The organism is Tabrizicola sp., assembly GCF_041913445.1.
Lineage (GTDB): Bacteria > Pseudomonadota > Alphaproteobacteria > Rhodobacterales > Rhodobacteraceae > Tabrizicola.
Genome location: NZ_JAYSFG010000040.1, coordinates 1 through 17,114, shown reverse-complemented (window position 1 = coordinate 17,114; position 17,114 = coordinate 1). Strand labels below are relative to the sequence as shown.

16 protein-coding genes are annotated in these 17,114 nt (G+C 68.4%); 9 read left to right on the top strand and 7 right to left on the bottom strand.

Annotated elements, in window-relative coordinates:
- The 7 genes from ACE3Q6_RS21720 to ACE3Q6_RS21690 form a co-directional block, all read left to right on the top strand.
- Positions 1–686: OmpA family protein (locus ACE3Q6_RS21720; RefSeq protein ID WP_374437091.1), on the top strand; the 686-nt coding region annotated here is incomplete at its 5' end.
- Positions 683–1,012: a hypothetical protein gene (locus tag ACE3Q6_RS21715; protein ID WP_374437088.1), complete on the top strand. Its 330-nt coding sequence runs from the start codon at positions 683–685 to the stop codon at positions 1,010–1,012. The genes ACE3Q6_RS21720 and ACE3Q6_RS21715, both read left to right, overlap by 4 nt.
- A gap of 189 nt (positions 1,013–1,201) precedes the next feature.
- Complete coding sequence (locus ACE3Q6_RS21710) at positions 1,202–2,680, top strand: NAD-dependent succinate-semialdehyde dehydrogenase (protein ID WP_374437086.1); 1,479 nt, start codon at positions 1,202–1,204, stop codon at positions 2,678–2,680.
- Between the two features lie 154 nt (positions 2,681–2,834).
- Positions 2,835–3,680: a glutathione-dependent disulfide-bond oxidoreductase gene (gene yghU / locus ACE3Q6_RS21705; RefSeq protein WP_374437083.1), complete on the top strand. Its 846-nt coding sequence runs from the start codon at positions 2,835–2,837 to the stop codon at positions 3,678–3,680.
- A gap of 69 nt (positions 3,681–3,749) precedes the next feature.
- Positions 3,750–4,481 carry an SDR family NAD(P)-dependent oxidoreductase gene (locus tag ACE3Q6_RS21700; protein WP_374437079.1) on the top strand — a complete coding sequence of 244 codons (732 nt, stop codon included), beginning with the start codon at positions 3,750–3,752 and terminating at the stop codon, positions 4,479–4,481.
- Positions 4,482–4,572: 91 nt separating this feature from the next.
- Positions 4,573–5,694, top strand: a complete 1,122-nt coding sequence (locus ACE3Q6_RS21695; protein ID WP_374437076.1) for a pyridoxal phosphate-dependent aminotransferase — start codon at positions 4,573–4,575, stop codon at positions 5,692–5,694.
- A gap of 146 nt (positions 5,695–5,840) precedes the next feature.
- Positions 5,841–6,326, top strand: coding sequence for a peptidoglycan-binding protein (locus tag ACE3Q6_RS21690; RefSeq protein ID WP_374437072.1), 486 nt, complete (start codon positions 5,841–5,843; stop codon positions 6,324–6,326).
- Positions 6,327–6,377: 51 nt separating this feature from the next.
- Here ACE3Q6_RS21690 and ACE3Q6_RS21685 read toward each other — a convergent pair whose 3' ends face one another.
- Positions 6,378–8,309: a DUF3857 domain-containing transglutaminase family protein gene (locus tag ACE3Q6_RS21685; RefSeq protein ID WP_374437070.1), complete on the bottom strand. Its 1,932-nt coding sequence runs from the start codon at positions 8,307–8,309 to the stop codon at positions 6,378–6,380.
- Between the two features lie 116 nt (positions 8,310–8,425).
- On the opposite strand from ACE3Q6_RS21685, the gene ACE3Q6_RS21680 reads away from it, so the two are divergent.
- A complete protein-coding gene (locus ACE3Q6_RS21680; RefSeq protein ID WP_374437068.1) occupies positions 8,426–8,962 on the top strand; it encodes an RNA polymerase sigma factor in 537 nt (178 codons plus the stop codon).
- 191 nt (positions 8,963–9,153) lie between these two features.
- Positions 9,154–11,115, top strand: coding sequence for a von Willebrand factor type A domain-containing protein (locus ACE3Q6_RS21675; RefSeq protein ID WP_374437094.1), 1,962 nt, complete (start codon positions 9,154–9,156; stop codon positions 11,113–11,115).
- Between the two features lie 77 nt (positions 11,116–11,192).
- On the opposite strand, the gene ACE3Q6_RS21670 is transcribed toward ACE3Q6_RS21675, so the two are convergent.
- From ACE3Q6_RS21670 to ACE3Q6_RS21645, 6 genes are all read right to left on the bottom strand, one after another.
- Positions 11,193–12,410, bottom strand: coding sequence for a PLP-dependent aspartate aminotransferase family protein (locus ACE3Q6_RS21670; RefSeq protein WP_374437066.1), 1,218 nt, complete (start codon positions 12,408–12,410; stop codon positions 11,193–11,195).
- Between the two features lie 107 nt (positions 12,411–12,517).
- Positions 12,518–12,988 carry an Hsp20 family protein gene (locus ACE3Q6_RS21665; RefSeq protein WP_374437063.1) on the bottom strand — a complete coding sequence of 157 codons (471 nt, stop codon included), beginning with the start codon at positions 12,986–12,988 and terminating at the stop codon, positions 12,518–12,520.
- Positions 12,989–13,109: 121 nt separating this feature from the next.
- Positions 13,110–13,949 (bottom strand): serine protease, encoded by an 840-nt coding sequence (locus tag ACE3Q6_RS21660; RefSeq protein WP_374437060.1) that lies wholly within the window; start codon positions 13,947–13,949, stop codon positions 13,110–13,112.
- Positions 13,946–14,761 carry a serine protease gene (locus ACE3Q6_RS21655; RefSeq protein ID WP_374437058.1) on the bottom strand — a complete coding sequence of 272 codons (816 nt, stop codon included), beginning with the start codon at positions 14,759–14,761 and terminating at the stop codon, positions 13,946–13,948. The genes ACE3Q6_RS21660 and ACE3Q6_RS21655 overlap by 4 nt, the downstream gene beginning before the upstream one ends.
- 74 nt (positions 14,762–14,835) lie before the next feature.
- The gene (gene glcF / locus ACE3Q6_RS21650; protein WP_374437056.1) at positions 14,836–16,122 is read right to left on the bottom strand and encodes a glycolate oxidase subunit GlcF; all 1,287 of its coding nucleotides are present in this window, start codon (positions 16,120–16,122) and stop codon (positions 14,836–14,838) included.
- Positions 16,122–17,015, bottom strand: coding sequence for an FAD-binding protein (locus ACE3Q6_RS21645; RefSeq protein ID WP_374437053.1), 894 nt, complete (start codon positions 17,013–17,015; stop codon positions 16,122–16,124). The genes glcF and ACE3Q6_RS21645 overlap by 1 nt, the downstream gene beginning before the upstream one ends.
- Between the last annotated feature and the right edge of the window lie 99 nt (positions 17,016–17,114).

Here is a 17,114-nt window from a genome sequence, read left to right as displayed (position 1 = left end):
CGGGCGTCACCGGCTCCACCGCCACGCGCGGGAAGATCACGCAGATCCTCTCGGGCGAACTGGGTCAGGGCCAGACCTTCCGGGTGAACGTCCGCTATGACGAGGCGCTGGATCCCCTGGCCGCGCTTCCCACACCCGAGGAGTGTGCGGCCGACGTGAACGCGGTGATCGCGCGGACGAAGATCACCTTCACGCCCGCCTCGGCCGAGATCGCGACCACGGCGCGGCCGGTGCTGGACGAGCTGGCGGCCATCCTGTCGAACTGCCCGCCGATGCGGATGGAGATCGGCGGCCATACGGACAGCCAGGGTTCGGAAGGCGGCAACCAGGCGCTGAGCCAGGCCCGCGCCGAGGCCGTGCTCCTGGCCCTTCAGGGACGCCGGGTCGACGTCTCGGGCATGACGGCGCTTGGCTATGGCGAGACGAAGCCCATTGCCGACAACGGCAGCGAAGAAGGCCGCGAGGCGAACCGCCGGATCGAGTTCGTCCTCCAGGGCGTGCCTGCTGCGGCCGAGGCGGCACCAGAGGCTGAGGCTCAGCCGGCCGCATCCGACGCGCCAGCAGAAGGCGCTGCTTCCGCGACGGGCGGCCCCGATTTCTCGGGCGACACCAGCCCCTCGGTGGCCCCCACCGAAAAGACCATTGCGCCGAAACCGCGCCCCGAGGGCCTGAAGGCTGAAGAATGAACCGTACCGAATTCGTCGTTGCCACCGCCATCATCCTTCTGGTCGCCTTCGCGATGGGCTGGTTTACCCACTGGCTCCTTCACCGCTTCACCCGGGTCCAGGGCGGGGACATGGCCGAGATGGACAAGCTCGCCCAGTCGCTGCACGAGGCCGAGGAGCTGCGGGACCAGGCGCTGGCCTACCTGGAGCAGCGCGAGGCGGAGCTGATGAACCACATCACCCAGACCGAGGCCGAGCTGAAGGCGGCGATGGAGGGGTTGCGCGATGCCCGGCACGAGGCCGAGGAGATGCGCGCCTACATCGAGCGGATGCATGCGAACGGGTGATCGGGGCGATTTCTTCGAAGAAATCGCATCGGAGCCTTTGAAGGCTCCGGTCCGGAGTTTTCGAAAACTCCGGGGAACAAGTCCAGCTTGTCGGGGATTTGATCAAACCTTGGCCTGAATGCGGCCTTGCAACTGGACATAGGGGCCCTCGCGTGGCACCTGTCGCATCAGCAAATGGAGGGCCCACCCATGCTCGATTCCGTGACCGACCTCGCGTCGCTTCTGAAAGACCCCTCGCTTCTGGTGACCAAAGCCTATGTGGCGGGCGAATGGGTCGAGGCCGACGACGGCTCGACCTTCCCCGTCACGAACCCCGCCCGGGGCGACGTGATCTGCCACTTGCCGAACCTTGGCCGGGCCGAGGCTGCCCGCGCGATCACCGCCGCGCACAAGGCGCACCGCGAATGGGCCAAGCGGACCGCCAAGGAACGCGCCCAGGTCCTGCGCAAGTGGTTCGACCTGTGCATGGCGAACCAGGATGATCTGGCGACGATCCTGACGGCCGAGATGGGCAAGCCCTTGGCCGAAGCGAAGGGCGAGATCGCCTATGGCGCGTCCTACATCGAGTTCTACGGCGAGGAAGCCAAGCGAACCTATGGCGACATCATCCCCGGCCACCAGCGCGACAAGCGCATTCATGTGCTGAAGCAGCCCATCGGCGTCGCGGCCTCGATCACGCCCTGGAACTTCCCCAACGCGATGATCGCGCGGAAGGTGGCCCCTGCCCTTGCGGCGGGTTGCGGCTTCGTCGCGCGTCCGGCGGCTGAGACGCCCTTGTCCGCGCTGTCGCTGGCCCTGCTGGCGGAACGGGCCGGGGTTCCGGCGGGGCTCTTCTCGGTCATCACCTCGAAGCGGTCCTCAGACATCGGGAAGGAGTTCTGCGAGAACCCGCTGATCCGGAAGCTGACCTTCACCGGATCGACCGAGGTCGGCCGCATCCTGCTGAAGCAGGCGGCGGACCAGATCCTGAAATGCTCGATGGAGCTCGGTGGGAACGCGCCCTTCATCGTCTTCGACGACGCCGACCTGGATGCGGCGGTCGAGGGCGCGATGATCTCCAAGTTCCGCAACAACGGCCAGACCTGCGTCTGTGCGAACCGGATCTACGTGCAGGCCGGGGTATATGACGCCTTTGCCAAGAAGCTGGCGGCGGCGGTGGAGAAGCTGTCGATTGGGGATGGCCTCAAGGCAGGCGTCACCACCGGCCCGCTGATCAACGAGGCGGCGGTGGACAAGGTCGAGGAGCATATCGCTGATGTGCTGGCGGGCGGCGGCAAGATCGTCACCGGGGGCAAGCGGCATGAGCTGGGCGGGACCTTCTTCCAGCCGACCGTCGTCACCGGCGTGAAGCCCGACATGAAAGTCGCGCAGGAAGAGACCTTCGGGCCACTGGCTCCGCTCTTCAAGTTCGAGACCGAGGAAGAGGTCATCGAGTTGGCCAACAACACGATCTTTGGGTTGGCCTCCTACTTCTATGCCCGCGACATCGGGCGCATCACGCGCGTCCAGGAAGCGCTGGAATACGGGATGGTGGGGGTGAACACCGGCCTCATCTCCAACGAGATGGCGCCCTTCGGGGGCGTCAAGCAGTCGGGCCTGGGGCGCGAGGGTTCGCGGCATGGTCTGGATGACTACATGGAGCTGAAATACGTCTGCCTGTCGATCTGACGGGTCGGACAGTGCGATGGGGGCGGTCTTCGGGCCGCCCTTTTCGTTTTGGGCTGTGCATTTCGGCAGGGACAGCCCGCCGTTTGAGGCCTCTGGTGCAGGGCGGCCCGACGCACTAGCTTCCTTGTCCGATCCGCAATGCAAGGGATTTCAGATGGCAGAAGATTACACCCCGCCGAAGGTCTGGAAATGGGAGCAGCCCTCGGGCGGCGCTTTCGCGAACATCAACCGTCCGGTGGCAGGGGCCACCCATGACAAGGAGCTGCCGGTCGGCAAGCATCCCTTGCAGCTCTATTCGCTGGCGACGCCCAACGGGATCAAGGTGACGATCCTGCTGGAGGAGCTTCTGGAGGCCGGTCACGACGCGGAATACGACGCCTGGCTGATCGACATCGGCAAGGGCGACCAGTTCGGGTCGGGCTTCGTCGAGATCAATCCGAATTCGAAGATCCCGGCGCTAATGGATCATTCGAACGGGCAGCGGGTGTTCGAGAGCGCCTCGATCATGCTGTACCTGGCCGAGAAGTTCGGGGGCGCGTTCATTCCGAAGGACCCGGCGAAACGGACCGAGATGTTCTCGTGGCTCTTCTGGCAGATGGGGTCCGCGCCGTTTGTGGGCGGGGGCTTCGGGCATTTCTACGCCTATGCGCCGGTCAAGATCGAATACGCGATCAACCGCTATGCGATGGAGACGAAGCGGCAGCTTGACGTGCTGGACCGGCACCTGGCGGCGAACGAGTGGATGGCCGGGGAGTATTCGCTGGCCGACATGGCGATCTATGCCTGGTACGGCAACCTGGTCCTGGGGCGGGCCTACAACGCGGCCGAGTTCCTGGACGTGGAAAGCTACAAGAACGTCGTGGCCTGGGCCAAGCGCATCGATGCGCGGCCGGGGGTGGTGCGCGGGCGGAAGGTCAACCGCTCCTGGGGTGAGGAGTGGGAGAAGCTGCCGGAGCGGCATTCCGCGGCGGATTTCGACAAGCTGCCGAAAGCGCCCTGACCTTGTGACATGGATTGAGCCAGCCCGGGCCTTCGCCTAGGCTGGCTTTTCCATGTCTGGGGGGGAGCCATGAGCAATCGCATCGCCGTCGTCACCGGGGCCGCAGGGGGGTTGGGGCGGGCCTTCGTGGACCGGCTTTTGGCCGATGGGCTGACCGTGGTGGGCGTCGACATCGACGGCGCGGCTTTGCTGGCGATGGCAGCGGACCGGGAGGGGTTCGTGGCGGAAGCCGTGGACCTGACCGACGCCGAGGCGATTGCGGACCTGTTCGACCGGCTGGTCGCGCGGTTCGGGGGCGTGGACGCGCTGGTGAACAACGCCGGGACCTGCTTCATGTCGGACTTCCCGGAGATCCCGGCGAGTGAGCTCGACCGGCAGATGGCGATCAATTTCTCGTCTGCCTTCCACTGCTGCCAGGGGGCGGTGAAGGCGATGGCGGGGCGGCCGGGGGTGCGGAAGATCGTCAACATCTCGTCCAATGGCGCCTACAACTTCGACGTCTTCGACCCGCCGCATTACCGGGCCTCGAAGGCGGCGATGGACACGCTGACGAAGGACCTGGCGCGGCGCTATGCGAAGGAGAAGATCGCGGTGAACTCGATTGCCCCGGCGATGACCGAGACGCCCCTCTTCAACGTGCTGACCGAGGAAGTGCTGGCCAAGGCGATCAGTGCGATGCCGCATGGGCGGGCGATGCAGCCGGAGGAGATTGCGGCCTGGGTGGGGTTCCTGATCTCGCCCGCCGGGGATGTGTCGTCGGGGAACGTGATCATCCTGAACCAGGGGCGCGACGTGCGGTGAGGGGGGACGATTTCTTCAAAGAAATCGTGACGGAGCCTTTGAAGGCTCCGGTCCGGACTTTTTAAAAAGTCCGAGGGGCGCGAGGGCGGACATGAAAGTCACCATTCACAAGCTGTTCGATTACCTCTTGGAGACCACGGCCGCCGAGCCACCGGAGTGCTTCATCGGGTTCTCGCTGGCGCGGTCGCCCAGGCTGAAGGACTTCCTGGCGGACCTCGACCCGGAGCTGTCGCTGGACTGGAACGGGAAGAGTTTCCTTGGCCTTCCCAGCCTGCGGCAGAGGGTCTTGGACCAAGCGGGACTTTCGCTGCCGCTCGACAGCGTGCTGATCACGGCGGGGGCGGCGGAGGCGAATTATCTCCTCTTCCGGCAGCTGGTGCAGGCGGGGGACGAGATCGTCACCGAGGCGCCCGGCTGGCCGCAGGCGGGGGTGATGTCGAAGGCCATCGGCGCGCGGCTGGTGGAAGTGGCGCGGGATGAAGGCCGGGGGTGGTGGCTGGACCCGGAAACTGTAGCGCGGGCGGTTACACCGAAGACGCGGATGATCTTCCTGACCAATCCGAACAACCCGACGGGGCGGCTGATGCCGGAAGCCGAGTTGCGGGCGCTGGCGGACCTGGCCGAACGGCACGGCATCTGGCTGGTGGTGGACGAGGTCTATGCGGGCCTCGAATGGGAGGGGCCAAGGCCGCCGTCCATCGCGGGGATGACACGGTTCGGGATCACCACGGGGTCGGTGTCGAAGGCTTTGGGGCTGCAGGGGCTTCGGACGGGGTGGATGATCTGCCAATTGCCCGATGTGATCCGCGACGCGATGATCCTGCGCGAGAACGGGTCGGAGATCATGAACGTGCTGGGCGAGCATATCGCCGAGGTGGCGCTTCGCCCCGACCGGCTGGCCGGGGCCCTCAGCCGCGCGCGGGCGGAGGGGGTGGCGACGCTGGACCGGCTGGACGCCTTCGTGACCGCGGAACCGCGCCTGTCCTGGCATCGGCCCGAGGCGGGGCTGATCGGGCTCGCGCGGGTCGATGGGACGGACGGGGAATCGTTGGCACGGGCGCTTTTGCAGCCGCCCTACAGGACCTTCCTCTTGCCGGGATCGGCCTATGGTCTGCCGCAGCACATCCGGATCGGGGCCGGCGGAGGGCCGGAATGCCGTCTGGAAGAAGGTTTAGGGCGGCTTTCCGCCCTGCTGCGAAGCGGGCCAATCTGACGCAAGCCTCTGAAGCTTAACGCGTTATCCGATAACAACCCGGCGTTTTCCCCTAGCGCGTCGGTGATTTTGCCTAGCGCGCCCTGGCCCCCCATCCTTTCGACATCGATCCGGGACTGCCCGGGCAAACCACGAAAGGACATGACATGCTGCTCTCTGTCACGAAGGCCCGCACCGCGGTCGTCGCCGCCCTGACCGCCGCTTCGATCGCCGCCATCCCGGCAACGCCGGCGCTGGCGCTGAGCGAGAAGGACAAGGCGTTTCTCGGTGGCGTCGCGACGGCCGTGATCGTCGAGGAACTCTTGAAGAACCGCAAGGCGCGGCTGGCCGCCCCGGCCCCGGTCTATGTCGCCCCGGCGCCGACCTTCGTGGACCCGCACCCTTACGTCGAGCCGCGCCGGACGACCTCGATCTACGCGACCCCGGCGGCGCGTGCCTTCCAGAGCTATTCGGTCAGCGAGCGCAAGGCGATCCAGCGCAAGCTGCGCGCCTGGGGCTACTATCGCGGCGGGATCGACGGCGCCTTCGGCCCCGGCACCTACAACGCGATCACCGCCTATGCGCGGGACGAGGGCGGGTCGCTGTCGTCCACTGCCAAGGCCTACGGCGTCTACGACGGGCTTCTGTTCTGACGCCGAGCCCGTCGCTGCTCCGGCCCGGGATTCCCCACCCGGGCCGGAGATCTATTCGGGGGTCAGGTCCCAGGAAAACCAGGTCGCGTCCCGCACGGCCCGGACATCCGCCATGATCGCCTCGGCCGTATGGGCCGGGACCGAGCGGGACTTGGGCGCATAGCGCCAGCGCAGGACCATGTTGCCGCCGTCGCTGGCCTCGGCCGACAGGGCGAAATCGAAGGCGTCGTTGCTGATCGACACCGGATCGGGCGGAATGAAGTCGATGGGGCTGTTGCGCACGCGGACCTCGTGGGTCGCGACCCAGGGACCGCCGACGTAAAGCGGCAGGCGGCGCGGGCTGGCGAGCCGGTCCGGGAAGGCCTCGGTCAGCCCTTCGCGCGCGAAGGCGAAATCCTGGCGGAGACCGTTCCGGTCCAGCGCCGGATAGGGCAGGAAATAGCTTTCCGTCACCGTCACCAGGTTCGCCGCCGGGTCGTCCTGCATCCGGGGCGGTGCGGCCATCGTGAGGCCGGGATAGCGGCTTTCGTAGTAGTCCAGGAACTCGCGCCCGATCTGCGAGACGGGCGTCGTCGCCCAGCGCGCCCGCGTGGCATCGGCCGCGCCGCGGCGGTGGGTGGTCTCGACGGTCAGTGCGACGCCGATCAGCGAGAAGAGGTAATCCTCGCGCACGTGCTGCGCCCAGGTGCCATCGGGGGTCACCTCCATCCGTTCCAGCGCGGCGGGGCCGTCCTTGATGGGCAGGGCATAGCCGTAGTCGACCTCGGTCGCCGTCCGCAGGCCCCCGGCCTGGTGCGAGCCGGTGGGGTCCATCCAGACCGCGCGGCCGTTCAGCGTGGCGCGCAGGATCATGTGGTCGAAGACCCAGGGCGTCGGCAGCTCTTCCGGCAGGCCGTAGCCCGCATCGAGGTCGGTCAGCGCCACGGCCGCGGGCACCCCAAGCCGGTCAAGGATGACCCGCAGGAGGAGCGACTTGTCCTTGCAGTCGCCGAAGCCCGAGGCGATCACCTCTTCCGGCGACCGGGCGAAGTAGCCGCCCGTCCCGACCGACAGCGAGACATAGCGCAGTTCGTCCTGCACCAGACGCAGCGCGGCGAAGGCGCGGGCCTCGGGCGTGGCGTGGTCGCGGGCGATGGCCTCGACCCTTTCCTCCCACTCTGGCGGCAGGGGGTAGTCGCGGGTGTAGTGCGGCACGAGGGCGGCGACGAGTGGCGTCCAGTCGCGGCTGTCCGAAAAGCGCAAGGCCGCGTCCTCGATCACCTCGAAGGGCACGCCCTCTTCCTCGACGGGCGGGATGTGCCCCTCGCGCCGCCATTCGTGCCGCACGAGGCCGTTGCCGAGGTCAGAGGTGCGATGGGTCACGCGGTCGGGGAGCGGCCCGATTTCCAGCGGCAGGTCCCTAGGCCAGGTCACAAGGGTGCGCGAGAGGACGACGGGGGTCGACCATTCCAGCCAGGACGACCCGCTGCGTTCCGCCCCGCCGATGATCGGTTGCGACTGAAGCAGCGTCGCCTGGTCCAGCACGTCCCCCACCCGCAGGTCGGGGACCTGGACCACGGCCGTGAGCGTGCCGTCGATGATCCCCTCCTCGAGCCGCGTCTCGCGCCGGTAGACCTGCGGGGCGACCTTGTCCGAGAGGTCGATGACCTCGCCGTCCCGGTGGATGAATAGGCGGGTGAGGCTGGCCAACTCGTGGCTGGGATCGAAGTCGATCTGGATCGTCGCCAGTTCCTCCAGCCCGGCGCGGTCGGTCACTTCGGCCACGACGCGGTTCCAGGACTGCTTCACCTCCCCTTCCCAGTGGAACTGGTGGTCGGAGAGAAGGAAGAACTGCCCGCCCTCGACCTCGGCCCGAAGCCGGGGGTCGCCTTCGGGGATGGGGGCGATGTCGACCCAGGCCGGGTCCTGGGCAAGGGTCAGCGTCTGGGCGGCAAGCGGCAGGGCGGAAAGGCAGAAGGCCAGAACCAGGAAAACAAGGCGCATCGGGAATCCGTCGGGTGAATTTCGGGCAGGCTAGCGGGGGTGGGACAAAGTGCAAAGGAATTCCCGACCCGGCCCAAGGATTGCCGGTCGGCCTGCGTCCTGTGTAAGTGATGCTGATGGACACGCCCGACGAGATGCTTGCGACGGCGGCTGCCGGGGGGGACCGGGCGGCCTTTGCCACGCTGGTCGGGCGGCACTATGACCGCATCCACGGGTTGGCCTGGCGGCTGACCGGGGCGCGGGACCAGGCCGAGGACCTGACGCAGGACATCTGCGCGGCCTTGCCGTCGAAGCTGCGGAACTGGCGCGGGGAGGCGAAGTTCACCACCTGGCTCTACCGCGTCGTGGTGAACGCGTCGCATGATCTGCGGCGGCGGCAGGCGACACGGGCGAAGGCCAGCCAAGGCTGGGGCGACTGGGAGATTGCGCGGCAGGACGAGATTGCCGTCGAGGCGGAGGCCCGCGATTGGCTGGCCCAGGCGATGAGCGAGCTTTCCCCGGAGTTGCGCGATACGGTGGCGCTGGTCCTGGGCGAGGAGATGACCCAGGCCGAGGCGGGGGTCGTGCTGGGCGTATCCGAGGGGACCATCGCCTGGCGGATGAGCGAAGTGAAGAAACGCCTGCGGGCCAAGGCAAGGGAGGACGCGAAATGAGTGACGATCTCGACGACCTCCGGTCCGCACTGAAGGCGGCCCCCGCACCCGATGCCGATGCCAAGGCGCGGGCGATGGCGTTGGCGATGGAAAATTTCGCCCGACTGCACGATCCCCTCCAAGGATCGACAGAAGCGCCCCGTTCCAGTGAGGACCGCCCCCGCGCGGCCCCCCTGAACGGAGTACGTCGCATGTTCCACTACCTGACCTCCCGCCCTGCCCTTGCCGCAACCACCTCCGTCGCGGCGTTGGTGATCGGTGTCGCGGTGATCCTGCCGGTGGCCGATCTGCGGATCGGTTCGCCCGACCTGGTGCCGGTGGCCCCCGAGGAGACCCCGGCCGCGAAGAAGGCCGAACCCGAGGCCGCGCCACCTCCGGAGACCGCCGCAGCACCCGCAACCGGATCGGAGGTCGGCGGCGAGGCGGCCAGTTCCGTGGCAACTGCGGAATCGCTGGTCGAGGCGTCCGACCCGGAGCTGGAAGGCGTCCCCGCTGGACGGACGATGGACGAAGTCACGGCGGAGGCGTTCGAAGACACGGGCGAGATCGTCTCACCGAACCTCGCCATGCCGGAGGCTGAACCCGTGGCACCGTTGGCCGAGGCGCCGACGGCGATGGTGGAAGAGGCAGCACCCGTCGCCCGGGAAAGCGAGGCCATGGGTGCGGACAGCAAATTGCGGCTGCGGGGCCAGGCACCAGAAATGGACGGGATGGGCTATGTCGCGGCCCCTGCCCCGGATGCCCTGCCTGCCCCCGACCCGAACACCGAGACCTATTCCAACGAGGCCCCGAACCCCGTGAAGGTGACGGCGGAGGAGCCGGTCTCGACCTTCTCGATCGACGTCGACACCGCCTCCTATGCGGTGGTGCGGTCGTCCCTGACCGGGGGCTATCTTCCGACGCCCGACCAGGTGCGGATCGAGGAGATGGTGAACTATTTCCCCTACGCCTATGCGGCGCCCGAGGGGGATCAGGCGTTTGCCTCGACCATTGCCGTGATGCCGACGCCCTGGAACCCCGGCACGCGGCTGGTGACCATCGGCATCCAGGGGGCTTTGCCTGCGGTGGCGGAGCGGCCTGCGTTGAACCTGGTGTTCCTGATCGACACCTCGGGGTCGATGGAGGATGCGAACAAGCTGCCGCTTCTGAAGCAGTCGCTGTCGCTGATGCTGGCGGAGCTGCGGCCCGAGGATCAGGTGTCCATCGTCACCTATGCCGGATCGGCGGGAATGGTCCTGCCACCCACGGCGGCTGGGGACCGGGCAGCGATCCTGGCGTCGCTGGACAACCTGGCGGCGGGCGGCTCCACGGCGGGGGCCGAGGGACTGGAGCTGGCCTACCAGGTGGCCGAGGGGATGAAGGCGGACGGAGAGGTCACGCGCATCCTGCTGGCCACGGATGGGGACTTCAACGTGGGTGTGTCGGACCCGGAGGGGCTGGAGGCTTACGTTGCGAAGAAGCGCGAGACGGGGACGTACCTGTCCGTCCTGGGCTTCGGGCGCGGGAACCTGGACGATGCGGTGATGCAGAGCCTGGCGCAGAACGGGAACGGGACGGCGGCCTATATCGACACGCTGTCCGAGGCGCGGAAGGTGCTGGTGGACCAGTTGACCGGAGCGCTCTTCCCCATCGCCGACGACGTGAAGATCCAGGTGGAATGGAACCCGAGCCAGGTCGCGGAGTACCGGCTGATCGGCTACGAGACCCGGGCCTTGCGGCGCGAGGATTTCAACAACGACGCGGTGGATGCGGGCGAGATCGGCGCGGGGACCCAGGTCACGGCGATCTATGAGGTTACAGCGCCGGGGTCGGAGGCGCTGCTCACCGACCCGCTGCGCTATGGCGCGACCTCGGCAGCCGGGGACACGATGGGTGAGCTTGGGTTCCTGCGGCTGCGCTGGAAGGCTCCGGGTGAGGAGGCGTCGACACTGGTCGAGACGCCGATCACCGGGACGGAAGGCGCGAGTCAGGAGACGCGGTTTGCGGCGGCCATTGCCGGGTTCGGGCAGCTGCTGCAGGGGTCGGTCTATCTGGGCGACTGGGGCTGGGAGCAGGCGATCGAGCTGGCGGTGGCGAACCGCGGCGAGGATGCCTTCGGCTACCGGATCGAGGCGGTGAACCTGATGCGGCTGGCGCAGAGTCTCTCGCAATAACGGCTCCTGCGTCGCGGCTTCGCCGTCACGTCGCGGGGGCAGGCCCAGCGAGGAGTGACGAAGTCATCGACGAGCGGTCAGTCCAGCGCGCGGGCGAGGTCGGCGATCAGATCGGCGGGGTCTTCCAGGCCCACGGACAGGCGGAAGACGCCCTCGCCTGCCCAGTCTTTCCAGCGGGACAGCGCAGCGCCCTCCATCCGAAAGGTGCTGCGCTGGATTTCCTCGGTGCCGATATGGACGCAGATCGACCGCTGGTGGCCGAGGGAAAAGGCGTAGTGGATCACGCGGAAGTTGTCGGCCATGCGGGCCGCCACGGTCGCGGGGGCTTCGCGGGTCTGGAAGGCGATCATCGCGCCGCCAAGCGCCATCTGCCGTCCTGCGAGGACGCTTTGCGGGTGGTCCGGTGACCCGGGCCAGGTGACGCGGGTGACGGCGGGGTGGGTCTTCAGCCACTCGGCCAGTCGGCCCGCGGTGTCCGACGCCGTCCGCAGACGGGGATACAGCGTGTCGAGGCCGCGCAGGATCAGCCAGGCGTTCTGCGCCGAAAGCGTCGCGCCAAGGTAGACCCCGGCGCGGGAGCGGAGGCGGGAGATCAGCTCTTTGCGGCCGATCACAGCGCCGCCAAGCGCATCGCCGTGGCCGTTCATGAACTTGGTCAGGGAATGGATCACCAGGTCGACGCCGTGGTCGAGCGGGCGGGTGATGACCGGGGTTGCAAGGGTGCTGTCGACGGACAGGAGGACCCCGGCTTCCTTCGCAATGGCCGAGAGCGCGGCGAGGTCGGTCAGCCGCAGGATCGGATTGCAGGGCGTCTCGGCATGGATGAGCCGCGTCGTCGGGCGGAGCGCGGCGCGGACGGCCGCAGGGTCGGTCAGGTCGCAAGGCGTGACGGCGATGCCGAGGTCGGGGAGGATGCGGGTCGCAAGCTCGTAGACGCCGGCATAGCAGACCTCGGAGACGATCAGGTGGTCGCCGGCCTTGAGGAAGGTCAGGAAGACGGCGGCGGCCGCGGCGACTCCGGTGGCGGTGGCGAGAGCGTCCTCGGCCCCTTCGAGGCCCGCGAGCCGTTCCTCCAGCGCGCGGACGGTGGGGTTGGTCCAGCGGGCATAGAGGAAAGGCTGTTCGGTGAGGTCAGCGCCTTCGGCGGAGAAACCTGCGGAACCGGGGGTGAAAACATTGTTGACCGAAGCCACGAGGTTCGGCGCGATGGCCCCCGTGATCGGATCGGGCGCAAGGCCCGCATCCAGCGCGCGGGTGGCGGGCTGCATCTGGGCGGGGGGCAGTTTCGGGGACATGGGCGGGCCTTTCCTTTGGCCCTTCTTCCGCCGCACCTGCGCGGGGTGCAAGATGCAAAGAGCCCGGGCTTGCGGCCCGAGCTCTAGCAATGCGACAGGGAGACGGGTCAGTTGACGGTTTCGGCCTTCGCCTCCAGCACCGGAGTCGCGCCGTTCGCACGGGCGATCTCGATCCGGCGGGGCTTCATCGCCTCGGGCACTTCGCGGACGAGGTCGAGGTGCAGCATCCCATGCTCGTGCAGCGCGCCGGTCACTCGGACGTGGTCGGCCAGGGCGAAGCGGCGCTCGAAGGCGCGGGTCGCGATGCCGCGGTGCAGGTAGGTGCGCTCGGTCTCGTCAGCGGCCTTGCGGGCAGAGACGAAAAGCGAGCCGTCCTTGACCTCGACAGTCAGCTCGTCGGGGGTGAAGCCCGCGACGGCGATCGAGATGCGATAGGCGTTCTCGGCGGTCTTTTCGATGTTGTAGGGGGGATAGGTCGGCTGGGCCACGTCGGTGGTCAAGACCCGGTCCATCAGGTCGGCGATCCGGTCGAAGCCGACGGTGGCACGGTAAAGCGGCGCGAAATCAAAGTTGCGCATGTCATCCTCCTGGAAGCGATGTCAGGGGCCCTCCCCTTCCGGGGCAAGGCGGGTAACCCGGGCCCGTCATGGCACCCGGATGACCTTCAGGTAGGAAGCGCGAGTGGCGGATTCAAGACGCTCAGGGCGCGACGAACTTCGCCCCGCCCGTGGCCCCGCCCCCGGTCGTGATGCGCCGGGGTGGCTTGCCCGGCATCCCGGTCACGGCCGCGCCGACCGCCTCATCCTGCGGCGCGGCCTCGCTTGTCGCATCGCCCCGGCGGAGCGCGGCCTTCAGCCCGTCCACAAGCGCCGGTAGCTCCATCCCGAACGAGACGGTCCTGCCATTCATCTCGCCCCCGGCGGAAATGATCGAGACGATCCTCGCGCGGTAGCCCGACCGGTCCAGCACCGGCGCCCCGGACGAGCCGTGCGTCACGTCGCAATCGACCGCGATCTGACTTCCCTCGCGCCCGACGACGCGGCAGACCCGCTGCCAGGACAGGGCCTCGGCCCGACCTTCGGCGTAGGAGACGACGCTGACCTCGTCGCCATTGGCCGGCCGGGCCACGGCATAGGGCGAGATCACGGCGCTGGGGATCGGCTCGGCAAGCTGCAAAAGCGCCACGTCGAGATCGACCATCTCGACCGGGACGGGATCGAGGTTGCGGTAGGCCGGATCGACGATGGTGCGCTGAACGCGGGCCTCGACCAGCGCCTGCCCATAGGCAAGCCCTGCACGAAAGGTGATGCTGTCCGCCGGCACCGGCGTGCCATCCTGGCCCAGCACGCAATGACCGGCGGTCAGCACGAGGTCGGCGGCGATCAGTGTGCCCGTGCAGAAGCCGCCGCTTTCGACGTCCACCCGGCCCACCGGCTCGAACCCGCGAAGCTCCTCACGGGTGACAAGCTCGCTCAACCCGCTGTTCTCCTGCGCCACGGCCGCGCGGACCAGAAGCAGGAGGGCAGCCAGCGCCTTCACGGCCGGACGAATTTGGCACCGGCGCCGTTGCCGCCCGAAATCATCCGGACCGCCCCGGCCCCGCCAGCCGAGCCGGCCTTGCTGTCTTCCAGCGCGGCGCGAAGCTTGACCAGCGGCTCGGCCAGGGGCACGGCGATCGAGACCTTGCGGCCGTCGACCTCGGCCTTGGCCGAGATCACCGACACGACCCGCGCCACCCCGTCCTTGAAGGTGAAGACCGGTGCGCCGGACGAGCCGAAGTCGACGCTGCAGGTCAGGATCAGCGCCCTGCGTTCGTCGGCCAGCACCTCGCAGGCTTCCTGGATCGAGGGTGCCTCTTCGCGGTGCTGGGCATAGGAGACGACGCCCACGGGATCGCCCTCGACCGGGGCGGCGCCGGTCTCGAACGGTTCCAGCGACGGCAGGCGGATCGGCTGGTTCAGTTCAAGAAGCGCAAGGTCGCCGCTGACGCGGTCCAGCTTGTCGGTGGCCCCGTAGCGGTAGTCCGGATGCGTCACGGCGCGACTGACCCCGCGGTAGGCCACCGCGCGGCCGTTGCGGAACCCGGCCTGGAATTCGATTTCCTCGGGACGCACCTGGACGCCGGTGGTCTTGTCGTAGAGGCAATGCGCTGCCGTCAGCACCAGTTGCGGCCCGATCAGCGCGCCGGTGCAGAAGCCGTTCTTGCCCATGACCAGCTTGCCCACGGCATCCCAGCCACGGGCATCGTCCCCCGTTTCCAGCTTGACCATGCCCTCGTCCAGCACCTGCGCGCCAGCGGTACCCGCCAGGGCCAGGCCAAGGGCCAGAAGACCGGGGATCAGGTGACGCATGGAACCTCCCCTTCCGCGCGGTCTTCAGCAATATGCCGCGACTTTGGCGGATTTGGGGCCGGTCGCGCAAGCGTTTAGATGTCCAGCGCGCGCGGTTTCGGGCCCCCTGTGGCCCAATCGAGGAGTTCGGCCGTATGGACCACGGGAACCCCGGTGCCCGAGCCGATCTGCATCATGCAGCCGATGTTTCCCGCGGCGATGACCTGGGGAGATTTCGCTTCCAGCGTCTGCACCTTGCGGCGCTTCAGCTCGGCGCTGATTTCCGGCTGGAGGAGGTTGTAGGTCCCCGCACTGCCACAGCAGAGGTGGCTGTCGGCGGGTTCCACCACCTCGAAGCCCGCGCGTTTCAAGAGGTCCTTGGGGGCGGACTTGATCTGCTGGCCGTGCTGGAGCGAGCAGGCGGCGTGGTAGGCGACCCGCAGGCCCTTCGGCGTGCCCTGGGGCAGGCCGAGTTTCGTCAGGACCTCGCTGACGTCCTTGGCCAGCCCCGCGACGGTGGCCGCGTCCTCGGCCAGGGGATCGTTGCGGAACATGTGGCCATAGTCCTTCACGGTCGTCCCGCAGCCAGAGGTGTTGATGACGATGGCGTCCAGGGCGCCCGCCCGGTGTTCCGCCATGAAGGCGCGGATGGTGGCGGCGGCGTGGGAGTGGGACAGGTCCTCCTTCCCCATGTGATGCGTCAGCGCCCCACAGCAGCCCTGGCCCTTGGCGATCACCACCTCGCAGCCCAGGCGGCGGAGGAGGCGGATCGTGGCGTCGTTGATGTCGGTGTTCAGCGCCTTCTGCGCGCAGCCGGTCATCAGGGTGACGCGCATCTTCCTCTCGCCGGTGGCGGGGAAGACCTGCGGGTCGTCGTTGCGGCTGACCGGGGGGATGGTCTTCGGGGCCATCGCCAGCATGGCCTGGACGCGGGCGTCTGGGATCAACCAGGCGAAGGGCCTGCCGATCTTCGCCGCCAGCAGCGCCAGTCGGAATCGGCCGGGATAGGGGATGATGCGGGCCAGCACGGCGCGGAGCATCCGGTCCATGAAGGGCCGCTTGTAGGTCTTTTCCACATGCGCGCGGGCGTGGTCGATCAGGTGCATGTAATGGACCCCCGAAGGGCAGGTGGTCATGCAGGCAAGGCACGACAGGCACCGGTCGAGGTGCTTGACGGTCTTCTCGTCCGCGGGCCGCCCCGCCTCGAGCATGTCCTTGATCAGATAGATCCGGCCGCGCGGGGAATCGAGTTCGTCCCCCAGCACCTGGTAGGTCGGACAGGTCGCCGTGCAGAACCCGCAATGGACGCAGGACCGCAGGATCTGGTTCGACCGCGCGATGCCGGGGTCCTTCAATTGTTCGGGGGTAAAGGTCGTCTGCATCAGCCCATCATCCCGCGATTGAGAATGCCCCGCGGGTCGAACTTCGCCTTCACCCCCGCCACCAGCGCCGCCACTTCGGGCGCCTCAGGCGGGAAGACCGGGCCGCCCTGCCCCTTGACCAGCGTCGCATGGCCCTTGCCCGCCACCGCCGCCGCGACCTCCGCTCCCCGGCCGGGGTCAAGGAGAAGCCAGATCAACCCGCCGCCCCAGTCCCAGACCGCCTCGCCTTCCAGCTGCGCCACGATCCCCGCCGCCGCCGTGGGCAGCGTGGCGATCCGCCAGACCTCGCCCGGCTTGCCCTGCAGTGGCACCACGTCCCGCACCTCGCGCCAGAGGGCGGCCGAGGCCTCGCCGTCGGCCACTGTCACCGCGCCGCCGACCCGTTGCGTCAATTCGCGGACCCGGTAGGCGACCGACCCGGCCATCCCCTCGACCCGGATCAGTGACCGCCCCGAATGCCGCGCCGCACCCGAGACGTCGAAGGGCGACCCCAGCGCCACGCGCAGGGCCTTGAGCCCCGCCTCATCCCCCAACCCCTCGACGACCAGGGTCGCCTCGGCCTCGGGCAGGGCCTGGACCTTGAAGCTGACCTCACTGAGGACGCCAAGCGCCCCCCGACTGCCCGCCAGAAGCTTCACCAGATCATAGCCGGTGACGTTCTTCATCACCCGCCCGCCGTTCTTGATCACCGTCCCCGCCCCGTCCAAGAACCGCACGCCCAGGCAGGCATCCCGGCAAGCCCCCACCTGCACGCGGCGCGGCCCGCTGGAATTGGCCGCCACCACCCCCCCGATGGTCGAGACCCCCTCGCGCCCCAGAAGCCCGCGCAGGTCCGGCACCTCGAAGGCCAGCCGCTGCCGCTCCCCCGCCAGCACCCGCTCCACCTCCGCCACCGGCGTGCCCGGGCGCCCCCCCCCGGGGAGCGGGGGGGGGGCCCCAACCCCCCCCCCCCCCCCGCCCCCCGGCGCCCCCCCCCCCCCCCCCCCCAGGCC